The sequence below is a fragment of the Rhodococcus sp. G6(2025) genome, from assembly GCF_058628105.1.
On record NZ_CP179750.1, the window covers coordinates 973,128 to 993,524 of the forward strand.

Sequence of the window (20,397 nt, forward strand, 5' to 3'; positions counted from 1 at the left end):
TCGACTGTGGTGGGGTCGTGAGGGGTACATGCGCTGCCTGGCATCATGCGGAGGTGACGCAAATTCGGCTGTTGGCGACGGACCTCGACGGCACCCTGCTGCGGTCGGACCGCACGATCTCCCCTCGCACCGCGCAGGCCATGGAAGATGCGCGACTGTCGGGGGTCGAGGTGGTGTGGGCAACGGCCCGCGCCCGGCACTCGGTGCACGAGCTGGCGCAGTCGTGCGGATTCCGGGGCAAGGCGATCTGCGCGAACGGGGCGGTGGTCCTCGACCTGGCCGACGGAACCCCGGTGATCACGGCGACGACGACCATCGCGATGGCGTCGGCTGCGGCGGCGATGGACCGAGTGCGGACGTTGATGCCCGGTGTCGTGTTCGCGAACATCGGCCCGACGCGCTTCGTCGCCGAACCGGCGTACGCGGCCTTGTGCGAGTTCGCCGACCACCACCGGCACCCGCACGAGATGATGCTGTCGGAACTGCTGCCGGACATCGACGAGCCGATGGTGAAGATCGTCGCCCGGCACCCCGAGGTTCCCAGCGCGGAGCTGTACCGGGCGGCGGTGGCGGCCGGCGTCGACGGCGTCGAACTGACGCACTCCGGCGCGCCGTACGTCGAGATGGCGGCGTCCGGCGTGTCCAAGGCGAGCGCGCTCGCCGAGCTGTGCGCGGTCGACGGGATCTCGACGGAGGAGGTCGCCGTGGCCGGGGACGCCATCAACGACGTCCCGATGCTGACATGGGCAGGCACGGCTCTCTGCCCGTCCAACGCGCTGCCGGAAGTCCTCGCCCTCGCCGACCACGTCCTGCCCAGCAACGACGAAGACGGGGTCGCCAGCTACCTGGAGGGGCTGCGCCCGTGAGCCTTTTTGGTTGTTCCAGCTACCAGAAAGGCGCACGGGCGGCGAAGCCGCCTACAGTCCGGCGGCGGTAGCCAGTTGCGGCAGGTACTCCCGCGGCTGCCCGAACAGCTGTGCACTCCCGTGTGCACGTTTGAAGTACAGCTGCGCGTCGTGTTCCCACGTGATCGCGATGCCGCCGTGCAACTGGATGGCCTCCGCCGCGACGTGCTGCAGTGCCTCCGAGCAGTACACCTTCGCGATGACGGCGTCCTCGTGCGTCCCCGACAGCGCCGCGGCGTACGACATGGAGCGGGCCGTCTCGACGAGGGCGTACATGTCGGCCATGCGGTGTTTGAGCGCCTGGAACGACCCGATTGCCCGGCCGAACTGCTTTCGCGACTTCGCGTACTCGACCGTCTGCTCCAGCGCCGCGGACGCCGCACCCACCTGTTCCGCCGACAACGCGACCAGTGCGACCGTGCGCACCTGGTCGACGAGGTCGGTGGGGGAGACGAGCCTCCGCGCCGCGACCCCGTCGAACACGACCTCCGACAGCGGACGCGTCGGGTCCATCGCCGGGACGCGACGACGCGTCACGCCGTCCGCCGACGGGTCCACCTCGAACAGGCCTTCGGACGTGAGAACCAGCAGCACGTCCGCGACGTCACCGCCGAGCACGTACGACGCCGTCCCCGACAGCGTCTCGCCCGACGCGGTGACCCCGAATCCGGACCAGCCGCCCGCACCTGCCCAGCACAGCGCGGCCACCGAACCCGCCGCGATGCCGGGCAGCAGTCGGGCGCACGCGTCGTCGTCCCCCGACAGCACCAGCGCCTGCGCGGCCAGCACGGCGCTGCCCAGCATAGGTGACGGCGTCAGCGTGCGGCCCAGTTCTTCTTGCACCACATGCACTTCCAGCAGCGAGGCCCCCACTCCGTCGTATTTCTCCGGAACGGCCAACGCGGCGACGCCGATCTGCTCGCATAGCTTCGACCACAGGGCGTCGTCGTAGCCGTGGTCGGTGGTGATCGCCCGGCGGACGGCGGCCGAGTCGGAATGCTTACCCAGCAGATCCCGGACCGACGACCGGAGCGCCGCCCGCTCCTCGTTGTCGAAACTCATGACGCCTCCACGAGCGAGTCGACGACGCGGCCGCGGTGGAACGCCGGCGTGCCCCAGGCGGTGACCAGTGCCCGGACCTTGGTGAGCCACAGCGACAGGTCGTGTTCCTGGGTGTAGCCGATGGCGCCGTGCACCTGCAGCGCCACCCGCGCCGCCCGGTACGCGGCATCCCCGCACGCGACCTTCGCCGCCGAGACGTCCCGGGAACTGTCGGCGGACCCGTCCCGCACGGACAGTGCTGCACCGTGCAGCAGCGGCCGCGACATCTCCAGCCCGACCGCGACCTCGGCCAGGTGATGTTTGATGGCCTGGAACTGTCCGATCACCTTGCCGAACTGCTTGCGCTGCTTGGCGTAGTCGGTGGTCACGTCCAGCAGGGTCTGTCCGAGTCCCTGCAGTTGGGCGGCGGTGGCCAGGGCGCCGAGATCGAACGCGGGCGCGAAGTCGGCGTCGCCGAGGGCGTCGCCGGCGGTCAGTGGGAACAGCCGTCGCGACTGATCCACCGAGGTCTGCACCGCCCCGGCGTTTCCGAGGCTCACCGTGGCGCCGTCGACGAGCAGGACGAGGTCGGCCGAGTCGGCATCGACGGCGAACGGGACGTGCGGTGCGGCCGCGACCGTGGCGAGTGAACCGGAAGCCAACGCGGCCAACCGGTCCGGGGTCACCTGCGCGAGTAGGGCGGGTGCGACCGCGACGGTTTCGGCCACCGGACCGGGAACGGCATGGCGTCCGAGTTGTTCGACGGCCACGACGAGGTCGACGGCGTCGGCGCCCAGGCCGTCGTGCTCATCCGCGATGAGCAGTCCGGTGACGCCGGTCTCGGCGAGGCGCTGCCACACCTTCATGCCCGGACCCGTGTCGCCGGTGTTCCACGACCGGATCACCGCCGGCATGTCCGCCTTCGACAGCAGCGCGTCGATGCTGGACGCGAAGTCCTGATGGGAGGAGTCGAGTGTGAATCTCATCGATCCGCCTTCGGTAGGCCGAGCAGCCGCTCGGCGATCACGTTCTTCTGAATCTCGTTGGTGCCGGCATAGATCGGGCCGGACAGGGAGAACAGGTAACCGTCCATCCAGTTGTCCGCGAGCTCCGCCGAGGCGCCCTGCAGTTCGAGTGCGGTCTCGTGGGTGACGATGTCCCATTCCGACCAGAACACCTTGTTGATCGACGATTCGGCGCCCAGCTGCCCGCCATCGGTGAGCCGGGTGACGGTGCCGAACGTGTTCAGCTGGTAGGCGCGGGCACCGATCCAGGCGTCGGCGACCTTGTTCCGCAGGGCCGTGTCGTCGGTGTGGCCGCTGTCCCGGAACAGTTCGACCAGCCGGTCGACGGTCGCGAGGAAACGGCCCGGGCTGCGCAGCGACAGTCCGCGTTCGTTGGACGCGGTGCTCATCGCCACGCGCCAGCCCTCGTTCACGCCGCCGATCACTCCGGACTCGCCGGGGTTCGCGGGGTCGTCCGGGACGAAGACGTCCTCGAGGAAGATTTCCGCGAAACCGGGTTCACCGTCCAGCTGATCGATCGGGCGCACGGTGACACCCTTCGAGCGCAGGTCGAACATGAAGTAGGTGATGCCCTTGTGTCGCTGGGCGTCCGGGTCGGACCGGAACAGTCCGAAGCCCCAGTCCGCGAAGCTCGCCCGCGAACTCCACGTCTTCTGCCCGTTCAGCACCCAGCCGCCGTCGACGCGCCGGGCGGTGGAACGGAGCGACGCGAGGTCGCTACCCGACTCCGGCTCCGACCAGGCCTGCGCCCAGATGTCGTCGGCGCGGGCCATCCGCGGCATGATGCGGGCCAACTGCTCGGCGTTCGCGTGCTCGAACAGTGTCGGGGCGAGCAGGAAGATGCCGTTCTGGCTGACGCGTCCGGGCGCACCCGATCGGTAGTACTCCTCCTCGAACACCACCCATTCCAGCAGCGACGCGTCCCGTCCGCCCAGTTCCTCCGGCCACGACACCACCGACAGCCGGGCGTCGGCGAGAGTGCGTTCCCACTCGCGGTGCGCTTCGAAACCCTCCGCGGTGTCCATCGACGGCAGCGGTTCGGCGGGAACGTTGTCGCGCAGGAAGGTTCGCACCTCCTCGCGGAAGGCGACGGTGGCGTCGTCGAACTCGAGATCCACTTACTTCGCCCCTTCGTTCGAGTTGCGCGCACTGGCCGCCATCGACTTGGCATCCATGCCGCCGAGCGGATCGGTGTCGATCTCGGCGTTGTGCGCGTGCGCGAAGTGGTGGAGGCCGAAGACGGAGTCCATGCCGTTCCGCATGCCCATCTGGTCCTCGCACTGGTTGACGGCCTTCTTGGTGAGCGCGAGCCCGAACCGGGGCATGGCGGCGATGCGTCCGGCGATGGCGAGGGTCTCCTGCTCCAGGTCCTCGCGGGGCACGACGCGGTTGACCATGCCCACCTCGTACGCGCGCTGCGCGGTGAACCGGTCGCCGGTGAAGAGGATTTCCTTCGCGAACCGCGGTCCGAGCATCCACGGGTGCGCGAAGTACTCGACCCCCGGAATGCCCATACGTACGACCGGATCGGAGAAGAACGCGTCGTCCGACGCCACGATGAGGTCGCACACCCACGCCAGCATCAGGCCGCCGGCGATGCACGCGCCCTGGATCATCGCGATGGTCGGCTTCGGGATCTCGCGCCAGCGACGGCACATCCCGAGGTAGACCTCCATCTCGCGGGCGAACCGCTGGTCGCCACCCGGCTTGTCGACGTGGTCCCACCACATGACGGCCTTGTTGTCGTAGCGCACGTGATGGTCCCGGCCCGGGGTCCCGATGTCGTGCCCGGCGCTGAAGTGCTTCCCGTTGCCTGCGAGGACGATCACCTTCACGTCGTCGTCCTCGACCGCGCGCTCGAACGCGGCGTCGAGGGCGTACGTCATCACCGAGTTCTGGGCGTTACGGTAGTCGGGGCGGTTGAGCGTCACGACTGCGACACCGTCACGTACCTCGTAGGTGACGACGTCACCCTCGTCCGGAACCGTCATTTCTTCTCCTCACGCAGAACGTTTTTCATGACCTTCCCGGAGGGGTTCCGGGGGAGGGAGTCGACGAAGCGCACCGATCGGGGCACCTTGAAGTTGGCGAGTCGCTCCTTGCAGAACGCGACCACGTCGTCCTCGGCGAGCGTGACGCCCGGCTTGGCGACCACGTAGGCCCGCCCGACCTCGCCCATCCGCTGGTCGGGTACGCCGATGACGGCAGACTCCGCGACGCCGTCGAGTCGGGCAAGAGCGTTCTCCACCTCAGCGGGATACACGTTGAAACCGCCGGAAATGTACATGTCCTTGAGGCGGTCGGTGATGTCGACGTAACCGCGGTCGTCCAGGGTGCCGACGTCGCCGGTGTGCAGCCAGCCGTCCGCATCGATGGTCTTGGCGGTCGATTCGGGGTCGTCGAGGTAGCCGAGCATCACGTTCTCGCCGCGCACCAGGATCTCGCCCTGGTCGCCGATCCGGACCTCCATCCCGGGGATGGCGCGACCCGACGTCGTCGACACGGTCACCGGGTCGTCGTCGGTCCGGCACATCGTGACCACCACCGCCTCCGTCTGGCCGTAGGCGGTGAGGACGGCGTCGAAGCTCAGCTCCGACTGCATCCGTTCGACCAGTGCGACCGGAACCGCGGCCGCGCCCGTGATCGCGACCCGCAGGCTGGACAGGTCGTACTTCGGGCGGTCGGGGTGGTCGAGGATCGACTGGAAGATCGTGGGGGCGCCGGGGAGCACGGTGATCTGCTCGTCGTGCACGGTCGCCATCACCTTCGGCACGTCGAACACCGCCATCGGGACCACCGTCGCCCCGTTCAGCAGGCACACCAGGAACCCCGCCTTGTACCCGAAGGTGTGGAAGAACGGATTGATGATCAGGTAGTTGTCGTCGGAGGTCACCTCGGCGCACTCGCCCCACGCCTGCGCGATGCCCACCGACTGCCGGTGCGCACTCATCACGCCCTTGCTGCGGCCCGTCGTGCCCGACGTGAACATGACGTCGGAGACGTCGTTGGGGGAGACGGCGGCCGCGCGGGCGTCGGCCTCGGCGCGCGTGTCCTCGTCGGCGAGGGCGAGGAAGTCGTCGAAGTCGAAGACTCCGGGAACCTCGGCGTCGCCGCCGTCGACCGGAACCCGGACGACGGTCGGCAGGTCGAGGGTGCTCGACTCGTCGCGCAGCGCCGCGTACCGGTCGGTGCCGAGGAATTTGCCCGCGACCACCAGCGCGGTGGTCTTGGTGCGCTCGAGAATGTCGAGGGCCTCGGTGGCCGTGTACCGGGTGTTGATCGGGACGAGAGTCGCGCCGGCGTAGTGGATGCCGAGCGCCGCGACCACCCAGTGATACGTGTTGGGCGACCACACCGCGACGTGATCGCCGGGCCGCACGTCCTGTGAGCTGAGTGCGGCGGCGAAATCGCGGACACGGTCGTGCAGTTGTGTGAAGGTCAGACGGACGTCGCCGTCCGCCACGGCTGTGAGCTCGCCGAATTCGCGTGCGGCCCGATTCAGGGCGGACGGGGTGGTTGTCGGTTGTTCGGTCACTGGGCTCCCTACCTACCTAGCAAGTGCTTGGTAGGTTATCTTACAGACGTGGACCAGAGCGAGAGCCCGGACGGGCTGATCACCGACGACGACTTTGCGCAGACCGTCAGGACGTGGCTGAACGACAACCTCACCGGCGAGTTCGCCCGGCTGAAAGGCAAGGGCGGCCCCGGCAGCGAGCACGAGTTCTTCGAGGAACGGCTCGCGTGGGACCGTCATCTCGCCGCGGCGGGATGGACCTGCCTCGGCTGGCCGAAGGAGCACGGCGGGCGCGGAGCCACCCTGGCGCAGCAGGTGGTGTTCCATCAGGAGTACGCGAAGTCGGGGGCGCCGGCGCGGGTCAGCCACGTCGGCGAGGAACTGCTCGGCCCGACGCTCATCGCGTTCGGCACCGAGGAACAGAAGCGTCGCTTCCTTCCCGGCATCAACACCGTGACCGAACTGTGGGCGCAGGGCTACTCCGAACCGGGCGCCGGTTCCGACCTCGCCAACGTCGCCACCACCGCGCGCCGCGACGGCGACAAGTGGGTGATCAACGGGCAGAAGGTCTGGACGTCCCTCGCGCACGTCGCCCAGTGGGCGTTCGTCCTCTGCCGCACCGAACCGGGATCCAAGCGGCACCAGGGCCTGAGCTTCCTGCTCGTCCCGCTCGACCAGCCCGGCGTCACGGTCCGGCCCATCCAGCAGTTGACCGGCACGTCCGAGTTCAACGAGGTGTTCTTCGACGACGCCGTCACCGACGCGGATCTGGTGGTCGGGGAGCCCGGCGACGGCTGGCGGGTCGCGATGGGTCTGCTCACCTTCGAGCGCGGCGTGTCCACGCTCGGGCAGCAGATCGGTTTCGCCCGCGAACTGCAGGGCGTCGTCGACCTCGCGAAGGCCAACGGTGCGGCGACCGACCCCAGCATCCGCGAGAAGATCGCCCGCGCGTGGGTCGGGCTGCGGGTGATGCGGGCACACGCCCTGCGCACCCTGGAAGCGGTCGACGCCGGGACCTCCGGCGCGGAGGCGTCCGTCGCGAAGCTGCTCTGGGCCAACTGGCACCGCGACCTCGGACAGCTGGCCATGGAAGTGCAGGGCCCGGCGTCGCTGCTCGCCCCGGCCGATCCGTCGTCCGTCGTCACGGACCCCGAACATCTGGAACTGGGCGACTGGCAGAGGCTCTTCCTCTTCACCCGCGCCGACACGATCTACGGCGGATCCAACGAGATCCAGCGCAACATCATCTCCGAGCGCGTGCTCGGACTTCCCCGAGAGGCCCGTTCATGACTACTGCTCCGCTCGCCACCGCGCCCGTCGAGACTCCGGGCCACGACCTGCTGAAAGGCAAGAAGGTCGTCGTCACCGCCGCGGCGGGCACCGGCATCGGATTCGCGTCCGCGCGACGCGCCCTGCTCGAGGGCGCCGACGTGCTGGTGTCCGACTGGCACGAGCGTCGCCTCCTCGAGACCAAGGAGAAACTCGCCGCCGAGTTCCCTGGGCAGGCGGTCGAGGCGCTGACGTGTGACGTGTCCAGTACGGAACAGGTGGACGCCTTGATCGCCGGCGCCGCCGAACGACTCGGCAGGATCGACGTGCTCGTCAACAACGCCGGACTCGGCGGCGAGACCCCGCTCGTCGACATGACGGACGAGGAGTGGGACCGCGTCCTCGACATCACGCTGAACGGAACGTTCCGGGCCACCCGCGCCGCACTGCGCTACTTCAAGGAGGCCCCGCACAACGGCGTACTGGTCAACAACGCGTCCGTCCTCGGGTGGCGGGCGCAGCACTCGCAGGCGCACTACGCGGCGGCGAAGGCCGGAGTCATGGCGCTGACCCGGTGCAGCGCGATCGAGGCCGCCGAGTACGGCGTCCGGATCAACGCCGTCGCGCCGTCCATCGCGAGGCACGCGTTTCTCGCGAAGGTGACCAGCGAGGAACTCCTCGACAAGCTGGCGTCCGACGAGGCGTTCGGTCGTGCCGCCGAGGTGTGGGAAATCGCCGCCACCATCGCCATGCTCGCCAGCGACTACACCACCTACCTCACCGGCGAGGTCGTGTCGATCTCGTCGCAGAGGGCGTAGCCGCTCTGTGCGCCTTTTTGGTAGCTCCAGCAACCAGAAAGGCGCACGGGGCCGAAGGCCCTAACAAGCGCTTGGTTGATAGGATGTGACGATGACGCCACCCCCCGCCGACGACACGTCCGGCAAGTCCGGACGCCGGACCGAACTCCTCGACATCGCGGCCACCCTGTTCGCCGAACGCGGCCTGCGGGCCACCACCGTGCGCGACATCGCCGACGCCGCGGGCATCCTGTCGGGCAGCCTGTACCACCACTTCGACTCGAAGGAGTCGATGGTCGACGAGATTCTACGGGGCTTCCTCGACGACCTGTTCGGCAAGTACCGCGAGATCGTCGCGTCCGGACTCGACAGTCGCGCGACCCTCGAAGCACTGGTCACCACGTCGTACGAGGCGATCGACGCGTCGCATTCCGCGGTCGCGATCTACCAGGACGAGGTGAAGCACCTCGTCGCCAACGAGCGTTTCGGGTACCTGTCCGAACTGAACACCGAATTCCGCGAGCTGTGGATGGGTGTGCTCGAGGCGGGTGTGAAGGACGGCAGCTTCCGGTCCGACATCGACGTCGAGCTCGCCTTTCGATTCCTCCGCGACACCGCCTGGGTCGCCGTCCGCTGGTACCGGCCCGGTGGCTCCGTCACGGTCGACACCGTGGCCAAGCAATACCTTTCGATCGTCCTCGACGGACTTGCGAGTCCCCACCACTGACTAGGAGTTTCACATGACCGAGGCCTACATCGTCGACGCCGTCCGCACACCGATCGGCAAGAAGAACGGCGGCCTGTCCGGCGTGCATCCCGCCGACCTGGGTGCGCACGTCATCAAGGCCCTCGTCGAGCGCACGGGCATCGACCCGGCCGGTGTCGACGACGTCGTCTTCGGTTGCGTCGACGCGATCGGCGGGCAGGCGGGCAACATCGCCCGCACCGCGTGGCTGGCTGCCGGCTACCCGGAAGAGGTCCCGGGCGTCACGGTGGACCGGCAGTGCGGGTCGAGTCAGCAGGCCGTGCACTTCGGTGCGCAGGCGATCCTGAGCGGCACCGCCGACCTGATCGTCGCAGGCGGTGTGCAGAACATGAGCCAGATCCCGATCGCCTCGGCGATGATGGTCGGTCAGCAGTACGGATTCGACACCCCGTTCGGCGGATCGACGGGCTGGACGGAACGCTACGGCGACCAGGAAGTGTCGCAGTTCAACGGCGCCGAACTGATCGCGGACAAGTGGGACATCAGCCGCGAGGAACTCGAGCGCTGGGCGTTGCAGAGCCACGAGCGGGCGCGGACGGCCATCGCCGAAGGTCGCTTCGACCGCGAGATCGTCCCGTTCGGTGACGTGACGACGGACGAGGGTCCCCGCGAGACCAGCCTCGAGAAGATGGCGGCGCTGAAGACCCTCACCGACGGGGGACGTCTCACGGCCGCAGTCGCGAGCCAGATCTCCGACGGTGCGAGTGCGGTGCTGCTGGCCTCACCGGAAGCGGTCGAGAGGTACGGCCTGACTCCCCGTGCCCGCATCCACCATCTCAGCGCCCGGGGCGCCGACCCGATCTTCATGCTCAGCGCCCCGATCCCGGCCACGCGTTACGCGCTGGAAAAGACGGGCCTGAGCATCGACGACATCGACCTGATCGAGATCAACGAGGCCTTCGCGCCGGTCGTCCTCGCATGGATCAAGGAGATCGGTGCCGACCCGGCGAAGGTCAACGTCAACGGCGGCGCGATCGCCCTCGGCCACCCACTCGGCGCGACCGGCACGAAGCTGATGGCCACCCTCCTCAACGAACTCGAGCGCACCGGAGGCCGCTACGGTCTGCAGACCATCTGCGAAGGCGGCGGCACTGCCAACGCCACCATCATCGAACGCCTGTGAGTACTTGTTAACCGCGGGCGGTTAACAAGTACTCACAGGTCAGGTGCGGGCGTGACCGGCGATGTCCTCCGTGAACGCCTGCATCATCTCGGCGGTGAGGGTGGGACGCACCGTGCCGATCACGTCCAGGTAGTCCTGGGTGCCGGCATGGCAGCGTCCACCCGAGTCGACGCTGCACTCGAACGTCGCCTGCGCAACGGTCCGTGCCGCGTGCGCGACGTCGGCGGGCGTGTAGCCCTCGGTCGCGGCAACGAGGGCGGACACGTCGACCTGCTCGTTGCCGAGGTAGCGCTCCCACAGGGCGTGCCGGGCCTCCGCGTCGGGCGCGCCGATCGGCAGCACGTAGTCGAAACGTCCGTGACGTAGGAACGCATCATCCAGTGCGCGAACGGAATTGGTGGCGCACACCAGCAACCGTCCGCCGCGTTCACGGAAGTGGACGATCGACTTCAGCAGTTCGTTCACCACCCCTACGGACTGCGATCCGGGCCTGCGCCGCGCCGCCACCTCCTCCACCTCGTCGATGAAGACGACGACGTGCTCGAGTTCGCCCATCGACGTGAACGCCTCCCCGAGACCGGCGGCGAGACCATTCTCGCCGGCCGCGAGCCGCGACGGGAACAGCTCGACGAACGGCCAGCCGAGCCGGCTGGCGATGGCACGCGCGAACGTCGTCTTCCCGGTTCCCGGTGGTCCGAACAGGACCACGGCGCGCGGCGGTGCCACGCCGTGGTCGGCGGCCAGCGCGGGCCGCGACAGCGGGAGCACGATCTTGCGTTCGATCAGCGATTTCTCCCGCGTCATGCCGGCGACCTGTTTCCACAGTCCGGCGGGCGGTACCGCGCCGCCGAGCGTCGCCAGGACCCCGGCCGTGCGGGGCGACACCGTCCCGAGTTTCTCGTAGTACGTGACTCCGCTGCGGGCGGTGAATCCGGAATTGCTCAGCGCGGTGGCACCGGTCTCCCCTTCGGGGAGGAGGGCGGCCACCCGTCGCACTCCTCTGGCGAGGAGCCGGTGCTCGAGCTGCGACAACAGGGCGCTGCCGAGCCCTTGCCCACGCCATTCGGGATCGAGGGAGATCCGCATGACCCAGGCGCGGTCCTCATCGACGCGAGCGACCGCCGTCCCGATGATGTGCCCGTCCCTCGTCGCGACGACCGCGGGGTGACGGTTCAACAGACTCCCCACCACGTCCGAGAGTGCGAACAGGGGCAGTTGGTCCGTGGTGGTGGAACTGCTGTCCATGCGCACGACAGCCTCGAGATCCTCCGGTTCGAAGTCTCGGATGGTCCAGGCGTCCATGCGCCCTCCCTGAAGTGGATGGCGGATCCTCAGACTACGTCTGCCGTGAGTACTTATTAACCGCGGGCGGTTAATAAGTACTCACGGGCGCGAAGCGCTACGCTCGAATCCACAGGTGACGAGTCCTGAACGGGGCCGTGATGCACGAGTTGGCAATCACCCAGAGCGTCGTCGACGCCGTCTGCGAGACCGCCGCGGGACGGACGGTCCACAGTGTGCGCGTACAGGTGGGGGCGTTGACGGCCGTGGTCGCCGATTCGATGCAGTTCTGTTTCGAACTGGTCACCGAAGGGACCGTCGCGCACGGTGCCCGCCTCGACATCGACCACACTCCGGGCGGTGCGCACTGCCGTGAGTGCGGCGAGGATTTCGCGCTCACGGACCTGGTGTTGCTGTGCCCGTGCGGAAGTGCGGACGTGGAGGTCACGTCGGGTCGGGAACTACGAATCCTCTCTATGGAAGTGAGCTGACGCAAATGTGTGCCACCTGTGGATGCGGAGACGAGACCGGAACCAGGATCACGGTGCCCCACGAGCACCCGCACGACCACGACCACCCGCACGACCACGACCACCCGCACGACCACGATCACCCGCATGACCACGAGCACCCGCATACTCACGAACACCCCCACGAGCAGGCAACCGAGACGGTGACCCTCGAGCAGAAGGTGCTGGCGAAGAACGACCTCACTGCGGAGCGCAACCGGGGCTGGCTGGCCGGACGCGGGGTGCTCGCGCTGAACGTGATGAGCTCGCCGGGATCGGGGAAGACGACGCTGCTCGAACGCACCATCGCCGACATTGGTGGGCAGCGACGCGTCTCGGTGGTGGAGGGTGACCAGGAGACGATGCTCGATGCCAACCGCATCAAGGCGACGGGATGTGCTGTGGTGCAGGTGAACACGGGCGCCGGGTGTCATCTCGACGCCGAGATGATGCGGGACGCGCTGACCGCCCTCGACCCCGAGCCGAACTCGCTGCTGTTCATCGAGAACGTGGGGAACCTCGTCTGTCCGGCACTGTTCGATCTCGGTGAGAAGAGCCGGGTGGTGGTGATCTCGGTGACCGAGGGGACGGACAAGCCGCTCAAGTATCCGCACATGTTCGCGGCGGCGAACCTGGTGATCGTGAACAAGGCGGACCTGTTGCCGTACGTGGACTTCGACGTCGATCTCTGCACGAAATACGCCCGGTCGGTGAACCCCGACCTGCAGGTGATCACGTTGTCGGCGACGACGGGCCGGGGCATTGCGCAGTGGTACGACTGGATTGCGAAGCAATGACGCCCCTACACGACGGGGTCGAACTGCCCGGTGCGACGCGCCGAGGACCGTTGACATCCGCTCGGCGGCGGAGCTAAATAAATATCAGCGCCACACAGGTGGGCCGACGGTCGACTCCGGTGGCGACAGGAGTTGTGTTCACTCCGGAAAGCGACCTGATATGCCGACACAGGAAGCAATCAACGCCGAGGACACCCTGATTCACGTGCTGTGGATCAATGCGGGACTCAGTTGCGACGGCGATTCGGTGGCCTTGACGGCTGCGACGCAGCCCAGTGTCGAGGAGATTGCTCTGGGAGCCCTGCCGGGCCTGCCCAAAGTGGCCGTTCACTGGCCGCTGATCGACTTCGAGAACGGCCCCGAGGGCGGCGCCGACGACTTCCTGGAGTGGTTCTGGAAGGCGGATCGCGGCGAACTCGAACCGTTCGTCCTGGTGGTGGAGGGTTCCATCCCGAACGAGCAACTTCACGACGAGGGCTACTGGTGCGGTTTCGGCAACAATCCCGAGACCGGTCAGCCGGTGACGACGAGTGAATGGCTCGATCGTCTCGCTCCGAAGGCGACGGCGATCGTCGCGGCCGGGACGTGCGCCACATACGGCGGTATCCACGCGATGGCGGGGAATCCGACCGGTGCGATGGGCGTTCCCGACTATCTCGGCTGGGATTGGAAGTCGAAGGCGGGCATCCCGATCGTCTGTGTACCCGGCTGCCCGATCCAACCGGACAATCTGTCGGAGACGCTGACGTATCTCCTCTACATGGCCACCGAGCAGGCGCCCATGATTCCGCTCGACGACGCTCTGCGTCCGCAGTGGCTGTTCGGGGCCACGGTGCACGAGGGCTGCGACCGCGCCGGCTACTACGAGCAGGGTGATTTCGCCACCGAGTACGGCTCGCCCAAGTGCATCGTGAAGCTGGGGTGCTGGGGTCCGGTCGTCAAGTGCAACGTCCCGAAGCGGGGCTGGATCAACGGTGTCGGTGGGTGCCCGAATGTGGGCGGTATCTGCATCGGGTGCACGATGCCGGGATTCCCGGACAAGTTCATGCCGTTCATGGACGAACCGCCGGGCGGCAAGATCTCCACTGCGGCGTCCGGACTGTACGGATCCGCCATTCGGAGTCTCCGCAAGATCACCAAGACCACCTTGGACAAAGAGCCGCACTGGCGCAGTCGCGGTACGAAACTGACCACGGGCGCCACACGCACCTGGTAGTCCCGCTCGGGGTCTCGGGCGGTAGTCCGACGGCCTCGAACACTGAGAGGTACGTCGATGACAACGATCATTCCGGAACCTTCGCACAAGTCGGAATCCGACGGCCTGGTCGAGATGGCGTGGGATCCGATCACGCGCATCGTGGGCAGCCTGGGCATCTACACGAAGATCGATTTCAAGCAGAAGGAAGTCGTGGAGTGCCACAGCACCTCGTCGATCTTCCGCGGCTATTCGATCTTCATGAAGGGTAAGGACCCGCGCGACGCCCACTTCATCACCAGCCGCATCTGCGGCATCTGTGGTGACAACCATGCGACGTGTTCGTGTTACACCCAGAACATGGCCTACGGCGTGCAGCCCCCGCACATCGGCGAGTGGATCGTCAACCTCGGCGAGGCCGCGGAATACATGTTCGACCACAACATCTTCCAGGAGAACCTCGTCGGTGTGGACTTCTGCGAGAAGATGGTCTCCGAGACCAATCCGGGGGTGCTCGCGCAGGCCGAGAAGACGGAGGCGCCGCACGCCGGCGAGCACGGCTACAAGACCATCGCCGACATCATGCGTTCGCTCAACCCGTTCACCGGCGAGTTCTATCGGGAGGCGTTGCAGGTCAGCCGGTGGACGCGAGAGATGTTCTGCCTCATGGAAGGTCGGCACGTCCATCCGTCCACCCTGTATCCGGGTGGCGTGGGCACGGTCGCGACGATCCAGTTGATGACCGATTACACGACGCGTCTGATGCGCTACGTGGAGTTCATGAAGAAGGTCGTCCCCATGCACGACGACCTGTTCGACTTCTTCTACGAGGCGATGCCCGGCTACGAGAAGGTCGGCCTGCGCCGGACGCTCCTCGGCTGCTGGGGGTCGTTCCAGGATCCCGCGGTGTGCAACTTCTCCTACAAGGACATGGAGAAGTGGGGACGGGCCATGTTCGTCACGCCCGGCATCGTGGTGGACGGCAAACTGATCACGACGTCCCTCGTCGACATCAATCTGGGTATCCGAATCCTGCTGGGCAGTTCGTATTACGACGACTGGACCGACCAGGAGATGTTCGTGAAGAACGATCCGCTCGGGAACCCGGTCGACCGCAGGCATCCGTGGAACCAGCACACCAACCCGCACCCGCAGAAACGCGACATGGAAGACAAGTACAGCTGGGTGATGTCGCCGCGGTGGTTCGACGGCACCGACCATCTCGCGCTGGACACCGGCGGCGGGCCGCTGGCCCGACTCTGGAGTACCGCCCTCGCGGGCCTCGTCGACATCGGGTACGTGCAGTCGACCGGTCACAGCGTGAAGATCAACCTGCCGAAGACCGCGCTGAAGGGCCCGGTCGAGTTCGAATGGAAGATCCCGCAGTACGGCAGCAACACGATCGAGCGTGACCGGGCGCGGACCTACTTCCAAGCGTACGCGGCGGCGTGTGCGCTGCACTTCGCGGAGAAGGCGCTCGCCGAGATCCGGGCCGGGCACACGAAGACGTGGGAGAAGTTCGAGGTCCCCGACGAGGGCATCGGCTGCGGCTTCACGGAGGCGGTGCGCGGAGTCCTGTCGCACCACATGGTCATTCGCGATGGCAAGATCGCGAACTACCACCCGTATCCGCCGACCCCATGGAACGCCAATCCCCGCGACAGCTTCGGTACGCCGGGGCCGTACGAGGACGCGGTGCAGGGTCAGCCGATCTTCGAGGAGAACGATCGGGAGCACTTCAAGGGCATCGACATCATGCGGACCGTCCGCAGTTTCGATCCCTGCCTGCCCTGTGGCGTGCACATGTATCTCGGCGAGGGAAAGACGCTGGAGAAGCTGCATTCGCCCACCCAGTCCGTGACCGGCGAGTGACGAGGTACGCATGGAGAGTGGCGGATCGGAGACGTGGGGGAGTGACGAAGTAGGAGACGACCCCGATCGGTGGCGGACAGCCGGCGAGAGGATCGACAGCCTGTTGGACGCGAGTTCGACAGGTGGCTCGGTGGCACGTGAGCGCGCCGAGCAACTGGTCCGCGAGGTGGTCGAACTCTACGGCGCCGGGCTGCAGCGTGTCCTCGAGATCATCGGCGACCGCGACGACGATCTCGTCGAACGACTCGCCGGCGACGAACTCGTGGCCAGTCTGCTGCTGGTGAACGGACTCCATCCGCACGACGTCGAGACGAGGGTCGCGACAGCACTCGACAGTGTGCGCCCCTATCTGGGCTCCCACGGCGGCGACGTCGAACTGCTCGGCGTGGTGGCGGGTGTGGTGCGGCTTCGGCTGACCGGCAGTTGTCAGAGCTGTCCGTCCTCGGCGGTGACATTGGAACTCGCCGTCAAGGACGCCGTGCTGGCCGCCGCACCGGAGACCGTGGACATCGAGGTGGTGGGTGCCACCCCCGCGGCCGGGTCCGGGCTGATTGCCGCGGAATCGCTGTTCTCCCATGTTCATCCGGACGGGTCTGACGGATCGAGTGGCACCGGGACGTGGGTGTCGGTGCCCGAACTCGAGGACCTCGCGCCCGGTGAGGTGGCCGGATTCTCCGTGGCCGGGCTCCCGATTCTGGTGTGCCGGATCGGGGAGCAGTTGTTCGCCTACCGCGACCGCTGCGCCGCCTGCACCAACTCGCTGGCCGGGGCCACGCTGCAACGGAAGGCGGGTGGGCAGGTGGGTGACGCGGTGCTGCGCTGTCCGTCGTGCCGGGCACACTTCGACCCGCGCCGGGCGGGCCTCCGCCTGGACGGTGACGCCGATGCCGAACCGCTGTCGCCGCTGCCGGTCCTCGTGCGTGACGGGGTCGTGTCCGTCGCGGTGCCCGCCGCGGAGGTGGCGTGATGAGCCCGTCGGGGAACGGGCTGCGCATCCTGCAGCGCATCGCGTCCGAGCGGCCCGCACCGGTGGTCGGGGAACGGTGCGACATGTGCGCCGTGCCGATCGCGGACGCGCATCAGCACGTCGTGAACGTTCAGGATCGGCAACTGATGTGCGTGTGCCGTGGGTGCTACCTGCTGTTCACCGACGAGAGCGCCGAACTGCGCTTCCGGGCCGTCCCGGAACGCTACCTGTCGTTTCCCGACTTCGAACTCGCACCGGGCCGCTGGGACGAACTGGAGATCCCCGTCGGGCTCGCCTTCGTGTTCCGGAACTCGCTGCTGGCCAAGACCGTCGCCTTCTATCCCGGTCCGGCAGGCGCCACCGAATCGGAGTTGCCCCTCGACGCCTGGGACGGCGTCCTCGCCGCCAACCCGGCCCTCGGCCGGCTGTCCGCCGACACGGAAGCGTTGCTGCTGCGGGTCCCCGAGCACGGTGGCGGCGACCCCGAGTGCTACCTCGTCCCCATCGACGCCTGCTACCAGCTGGTGGGCGAATTGCGGCAGGTGTGGAGGGGATTCGACGGCGGCCAGGACGCCCGCCGGGTCATCGACACGTTCTTCGAGACGGTGCGTGCACGCAGTCGCGTCGCGAAGGAGCCGACGTGACCGAATTGTCGTTCCACGTGGAGGACGTGTTCCCGGAACCGTTCGCGGTTGCGCCGAATCTCACCGCGCGAGTAGAGGTGACGGAGTCCAGCGGTGCCGCCGTGCACGCGATGGCCGTCCGGTGCCAGGTCCGCATCGACCCGCAACGCCGCCGCTACACGGACGGTGAGGCGGAGGGCCTCCTCGATCTGTTCGGGCCCCGTGAGCGGTGGACGGCCACGCTCAAACCCTTCCAATGGATGCAGACCAGCACCGTGGCCCAGGGGTTCACCGGGTCGAGTGTGGTGGAGTTGCCGCTGCCGTGCACGTACGACTTCGAGGTGACGGCATCGAAGTATCTGCACGCCCTGGACGAGGCCGGGTCGACGGTGCCGCTGGTGTTCCTGTTCAGCGGGACGGTCTTCACCCGCGGGGTCGCCGGTTTCGGGGTGGAACGGATCCCGTGGGACCGCGAGTCGACCTACGACCTGCCGGTCGGCGTGTGGCGCGAACTGGTTCGGGCGCACTACCCGAACACGGGGTGGGTGCGCCTCGACCACGACACGCTCGCCGCGCTGGCGCGCTACAAGGCGGCGCACGGTCTGATCGGACTGGACGTCGCCATTTCGGACCTGCTGCAGGGAGCCGGGGAGGTGATCGCATGATCTCCCCGGCGTCCCTGCAGCGAGTACGTGCCGTGGCCGACGCGGTCCTGTACGAGGGCTACCTGCTGTATCCGTATCGTGCGAGTTCGTCGAAGAATCAGTCGCGGTGGCAGTTCGGCGTCCTCGGACCGTCGGGTGCGGCGGAGTCGGGGGTCGGCGAGGAACCGCGCATGTCCTGTCAGACCCTGATGCAGGCAGGCGACGGAGCGGGGGTGAACGTCACCCTCCGCTTCCTGCAACTCCAGGTGCGAAGCATCGAACGCGCGGTGGCGGACTCGGCGGAGTTCGTTCCCGTCGACGAGCTGACCGTCGCGGGCGCGAGCTGGCTCAGCTGGGACGAGGCGGTGGAGCGCGAATTCGATCTCGGCACCCTGCGCCCCGCGGAGTGGCCGGGCGAACGCAACCTCGACGTCCACATCGACGGCGGCACGGACGTGGAGGAACTGCGGGGCGAGGACGGATCCCTCGCCGGCCGCGTGGTGCGCACCCGGTGGCCCGCACACGCGGTCGTGACGGTGGGCAGCGACGGCGTCGACGGGCTGAACCGGGTGCGGGTGTCGGTCGAGAACGTGACCACCGCGCAAGACGCCGCCGGCTGGGACAAGGACTGGGCGATCCGACAGTCGCTGATCGGCGCCCATCTGATCCTGGCGGCCGAGAACACCGAGTTCGTCTCACTCCTCGAACCTCCCGCGGAGGCGGAGCAACTCGCGGGCACGTGCGCGCACGAACGGTGCTACCCGGTGCTGGCCGGGCTGCCGGGGGAGACGGACCTCGTCCTGGTGTCGCCGATCATCCTGTACGACCACCCCGAGGTGGCCGAGCAGAGCGACGGGGCACTGTTCGACGCCACCGAGATCGACGAGATCCTCACACTGCGCGTCATGACCCTCACCGAGGAGGAGAAGCGGCAGGCCCGCGCCACCGACCCGCTGGCCGCCCAGATCATCGACCGGTGCGACCAGATGTCGCCGGCGACGCTCGCCCAGATGCACGGCATCCTCCGAGATCCGCACCTCCCGGACCCGCACCTCCCGGACCCGGGCCTCCCCGACATGGGTCTCGTCCCGGAACTGACCGACGACACGCCGTGGTGGGATCCGGACGCCGACACAGCCGTTCGGCCCGACGTCGACGGCGTGATCGTGAACGGCGTCCGGGTGGCGAAGGGCACTGTCGTGCGGATCCACCCGTCGCGGCGCGCCGACGCCCAGGACCTGTTCTTCGCGGGACAGCTGGCTCGCGTGGTGACCGTGCACGCCGACGTCGACGGTGGCACCCACGTCGGCGTCGTGCTGGAGGACGACCCTGCGTCGGAGTTGCACGAGTGGTACGGACGGTATCTGTACTTCGCCCCGGACGAGGTGGAGCCGGTCTCGGCAGACACCGGAAAGGATGGACAGCCATGAAGATTCTCGGAGAGATGACCACCGCGGCTCTGGCGTTGGTTGCGGTCGCGGGTGTCGCGATCGCCGTCATCGCGATACCCGACATCAGGCGATATCTGCGTATCCGGAAAATGTGAGACGCACGTGACGGTGGGCAGGCGGGTTCTGGTTGCCGGTGTGGGCAACATCTTCTTCGGCGACGACGGTTTCGGACCCGAGGTGCTGCGCGGGGTCGCGACGAGGTCGCTGCCGCCGGGCGTCCGCGCCGTCGACTTCGGCATTCGTGGAACGCATCTGGCCTACGAGTTGCTCGACGGGTGGGGCGCCCTGCTGCTGGTGGATGCGGTGCCCGGCCGCGGAGAGCCCGGTGCGCTGAGGGCGTTCGAGGTGGGACCCGATTCCGTCCCGGTTGCGCCGCTGGACGCGCACAGCATGGATCCGGGGGCGGTGTTCGGGAGTCTGCGCGCGCTCGGCGGAACCCTGCCGCGGACCGTGGTCCTCGGCTGCCAGGTGGCGAACACCGGCGAGGGAATCGGGCTCTCACCGCGGGTCGAGGCCGCCGTAGGACCGGCCGTCGACATGGTGTTCGAAATCGTGGGTCAACTGCTGGAGTCCGACTCCGCGGCAACGCTGCAACCGGACGGGACGGAGGGCTGAATC

The 20,397-nt window shown here is 67.8% G+C and carries 21 protein-coding genes; 15 read left to right on the forward strand and 6 right to left on the reverse strand.

The window, feature by feature from the left end:
• Positions 1-53 precede the first annotated feature (53 nt).
• On the forward strand, positions 54-866 hold the full coding sequence (locus ACLIVD_RS04680) for an HAD family hydrolase (RefSeq protein WP_247252249.1): 813 nt from the start codon (positions 54-56) through the stop codon (positions 864-866).
• 51 nt (positions 867-917) lie between these two features.
• Here the strand turns inward: ACLIVD_RS04680 and ACLIVD_RS04685 are convergent, their stop codons facing one another.
• From ACLIVD_RS04685 to fadD3, 5 genes are read right to left on the reverse strand one after another with little or no spacing between them, the layout of a single operon-like run.
• Complete coding sequence (locus tag ACLIVD_RS04685; protein WP_491932031.1) at positions 918-1,967, reverse strand: acyl-CoA dehydrogenase family protein; 1,050 nt, start codon at positions 1,965-1,967, stop codon at positions 918-920.
• Positions 1,964-2,932 (reverse strand): acyl-CoA dehydrogenase family protein, encoded by a 969-nt coding sequence (locus ACLIVD_RS04690; protein ID WP_491932032.1) that lies wholly within the window; start codon positions 2,930-2,932, stop codon positions 1,964-1,966. The genes ACLIVD_RS04685 and ACLIVD_RS04690 overlap by 4 nt, the downstream gene beginning before the upstream one ends.
• Positions 2,929-4,089: an acyl-CoA dehydrogenase family protein gene (locus ACLIVD_RS04695; protein WP_491932033.1), complete on the reverse strand. Its 1,161-nt coding sequence runs from the start codon at positions 4,087-4,089 to the stop codon at positions 2,929-2,931. Before ACLIVD_RS04695 ends, ACLIVD_RS04690 begins: the two co-directional genes overlap by 4 nt.
• On the reverse strand, positions 4,090-4,962 hold the full coding sequence (locus ACLIVD_RS04700; RefSeq protein ID WP_491932034.1) for an enoyl-CoA hydratase: 873 nt from the start codon (positions 4,960-4,962) through the stop codon (positions 4,090-4,092).
• Complete coding sequence (gene fadD3 / locus ACLIVD_RS04705) at positions 4,959-6,506, reverse strand: 3-[(3aS,4S,7aS)-7a-methyl-1,5-dioxo-octahydro-1H-inden-4-yl]propanoyl:CoA ligase (protein ID WP_491932035.1); 1,548 nt, start codon at positions 6,504-6,506, stop codon at positions 4,959-4,961. Before fadD3 ends, ACLIVD_RS04700 begins: the two co-directional genes overlap by 4 nt.
• 48 nt (positions 6,507-6,554) lie before the next feature.
• Between fadD3 and ACLIVD_RS04710 the strand changes: the two genes are divergently transcribed.
• The 4 genes from ACLIVD_RS04710 (at position 6,555) to ACLIVD_RS04725 (ending at position 10,440) form a co-directional block, all read left to right on the forward strand.
• Positions 6,555-7,775 carry an acyl-CoA dehydrogenase family protein gene (locus ACLIVD_RS04710; RefSeq protein ID WP_317570231.1) on the forward strand — a complete coding sequence of 407 codons (1,221 nt, stop codon included), beginning with the start codon at positions 6,555-6,557 and terminating at the stop codon, positions 7,773-7,775.
• Positions 7,772-8,572 carry an SDR family oxidoreductase gene (locus ACLIVD_RS04715; RefSeq protein WP_283330475.1) on the forward strand — a complete coding sequence of 267 codons (801 nt, stop codon included), beginning with the start codon at positions 7,772-7,774 and terminating at the stop codon, positions 8,570-8,572. Before ACLIVD_RS04710 ends, ACLIVD_RS04715 begins: the two co-directional genes overlap by 4 nt.
• A gap of 91 nt (positions 8,573-8,663) precedes the next feature.
• Positions 8,664-9,278, forward strand: a complete 615-nt coding sequence (locus tag ACLIVD_RS04720; protein WP_283330476.1) for a TetR/AcrR family transcriptional regulator — start codon at positions 8,664-8,666, stop codon at positions 9,276-9,278.
• A gap of 13 nt (positions 9,279-9,291) precedes the next feature.
• The gene (locus tag ACLIVD_RS04725; protein ID WP_280778942.1) at positions 9,292-10,440 is read left to right on the forward strand and encodes an acetyl-CoA C-acetyltransferase; all 1,149 of its coding nucleotides are present in this window, start codon (positions 9,292-9,294) and stop codon (positions 10,438-10,440) included.
• Positions 10,441-10,479: 39 nt separating this feature from the next.
• On the opposite strand, the gene ACLIVD_RS04730 is transcribed toward ACLIVD_RS04725, so the two are convergent.
• Positions 10,480-11,742 carry an ATP-binding protein gene (locus tag ACLIVD_RS04730; RefSeq protein WP_283330477.1) on the reverse strand — a complete coding sequence of 421 codons (1,263 nt, stop codon included), beginning with the start codon at positions 11,740-11,742 and terminating at the stop codon, positions 10,480-10,482.
• 140 nt (positions 11,743-11,882) lie between these two features.
• Here ACLIVD_RS04730 and hypA point away from each other — a divergent pair, with 140 nt between their 5' ends.
• The 10 genes from hypA (at position 11,883) to ACLIVD_RS04780 (ending at position 20,394) form a co-directional block, all read left to right on the forward strand.
• Positions 11,883-12,212, forward strand: coding sequence for a hydrogenase maturation nickel metallochaperone HypA (gene hypA / locus ACLIVD_RS04735; RefSeq protein ID WP_005244680.1), 330 nt, complete (start codon positions 11,883-11,885; stop codon positions 12,210-12,212).
• A 5-nt stretch (positions 12,213-12,217) separates the two neighbouring features.
• Positions 12,218-13,027 (forward strand): hydrogenase nickel incorporation protein HypB, encoded by an 810-nt coding sequence (hypB, locus tag ACLIVD_RS04740; protein WP_491932036.1) that lies wholly within the window; start codon positions 12,218-12,220, stop codon positions 13,025-13,027.
• Positions 13,028-13,187: 160 nt separating this feature from the next.
• Positions 13,188-14,243 carry an NADH-quinone oxidoreductase subunit B family protein gene (locus ACLIVD_RS04745; protein WP_005244678.1) on the forward strand — a complete coding sequence of 352 codons (1,056 nt, stop codon included), beginning with the start codon at positions 13,188-13,190 and terminating at the stop codon, positions 14,241-14,243.
• Between the two features lie 57 nt (positions 14,244-14,300).
• A complete protein-coding gene (locus ACLIVD_RS04750; protein ID WP_005258616.1) occupies positions 14,301-16,094 on the forward strand; it encodes a nickel-dependent hydrogenase large subunit in 1,794 nt (597 codons plus the stop codon).
• A 10-nt stretch (positions 16,095-16,104) separates the two neighbouring features.
• Positions 16,105-17,061, forward strand: coding sequence for a NifU-related iron-sulfur-binding protein (locus ACLIVD_RS04755; protein ID WP_491932037.1), 957 nt, complete (start codon positions 16,105-16,107; stop codon positions 17,059-17,061).
• Positions 17,061-17,705: a DUF5947 family protein gene (locus tag ACLIVD_RS04760; protein WP_280778938.1), complete on the forward strand. Its 645-nt coding sequence runs from the start codon at positions 17,061-17,063 to the stop codon at positions 17,703-17,705. Before ACLIVD_RS04755 ends, ACLIVD_RS04760 begins: the two co-directional genes overlap by 1 nt.
• The gene (locus ACLIVD_RS04765) at positions 17,702-18,349 is read left to right on the forward strand and encodes a DUF6084 family protein (protein ID WP_283352946.1); all 648 of its coding nucleotides are present in this window, start codon (positions 17,702-17,704) and stop codon (positions 18,347-18,349) included. Before ACLIVD_RS04760 ends, ACLIVD_RS04765 begins: the two co-directional genes overlap by 4 nt.
• Entirely contained in the window at positions 18,346-19,758 is a 1,413-nt protein-coding gene (locus tag ACLIVD_RS04770; RefSeq protein ID WP_491932038.1) for a hypothetical protein, read from the forward strand. Before ACLIVD_RS04765 ends, ACLIVD_RS04770 begins: the two co-directional genes overlap by 4 nt.
• A complete protein-coding gene (locus ACLIVD_RS04775; RefSeq protein ID WP_397517833.1) occupies positions 19,755-19,874 on the forward strand; it encodes a DUF6893 family small protein in 120 nt (39 codons plus the stop codon). The genes ACLIVD_RS04770 and ACLIVD_RS04775 overlap by 4 nt, the downstream gene beginning before the upstream one ends.
• Before the next feature lie 7 nt (positions 19,875-19,881).
• On the forward strand, positions 19,882-20,394 hold the full coding sequence (locus ACLIVD_RS04780; RefSeq protein ID WP_491932039.1) for a hydrogenase maturation protease: 513 nt from the start codon (positions 19,882-19,884) through the stop codon (positions 20,392-20,394).
• Positions 20,395-20,397 lie beyond the last annotated feature (3 nt).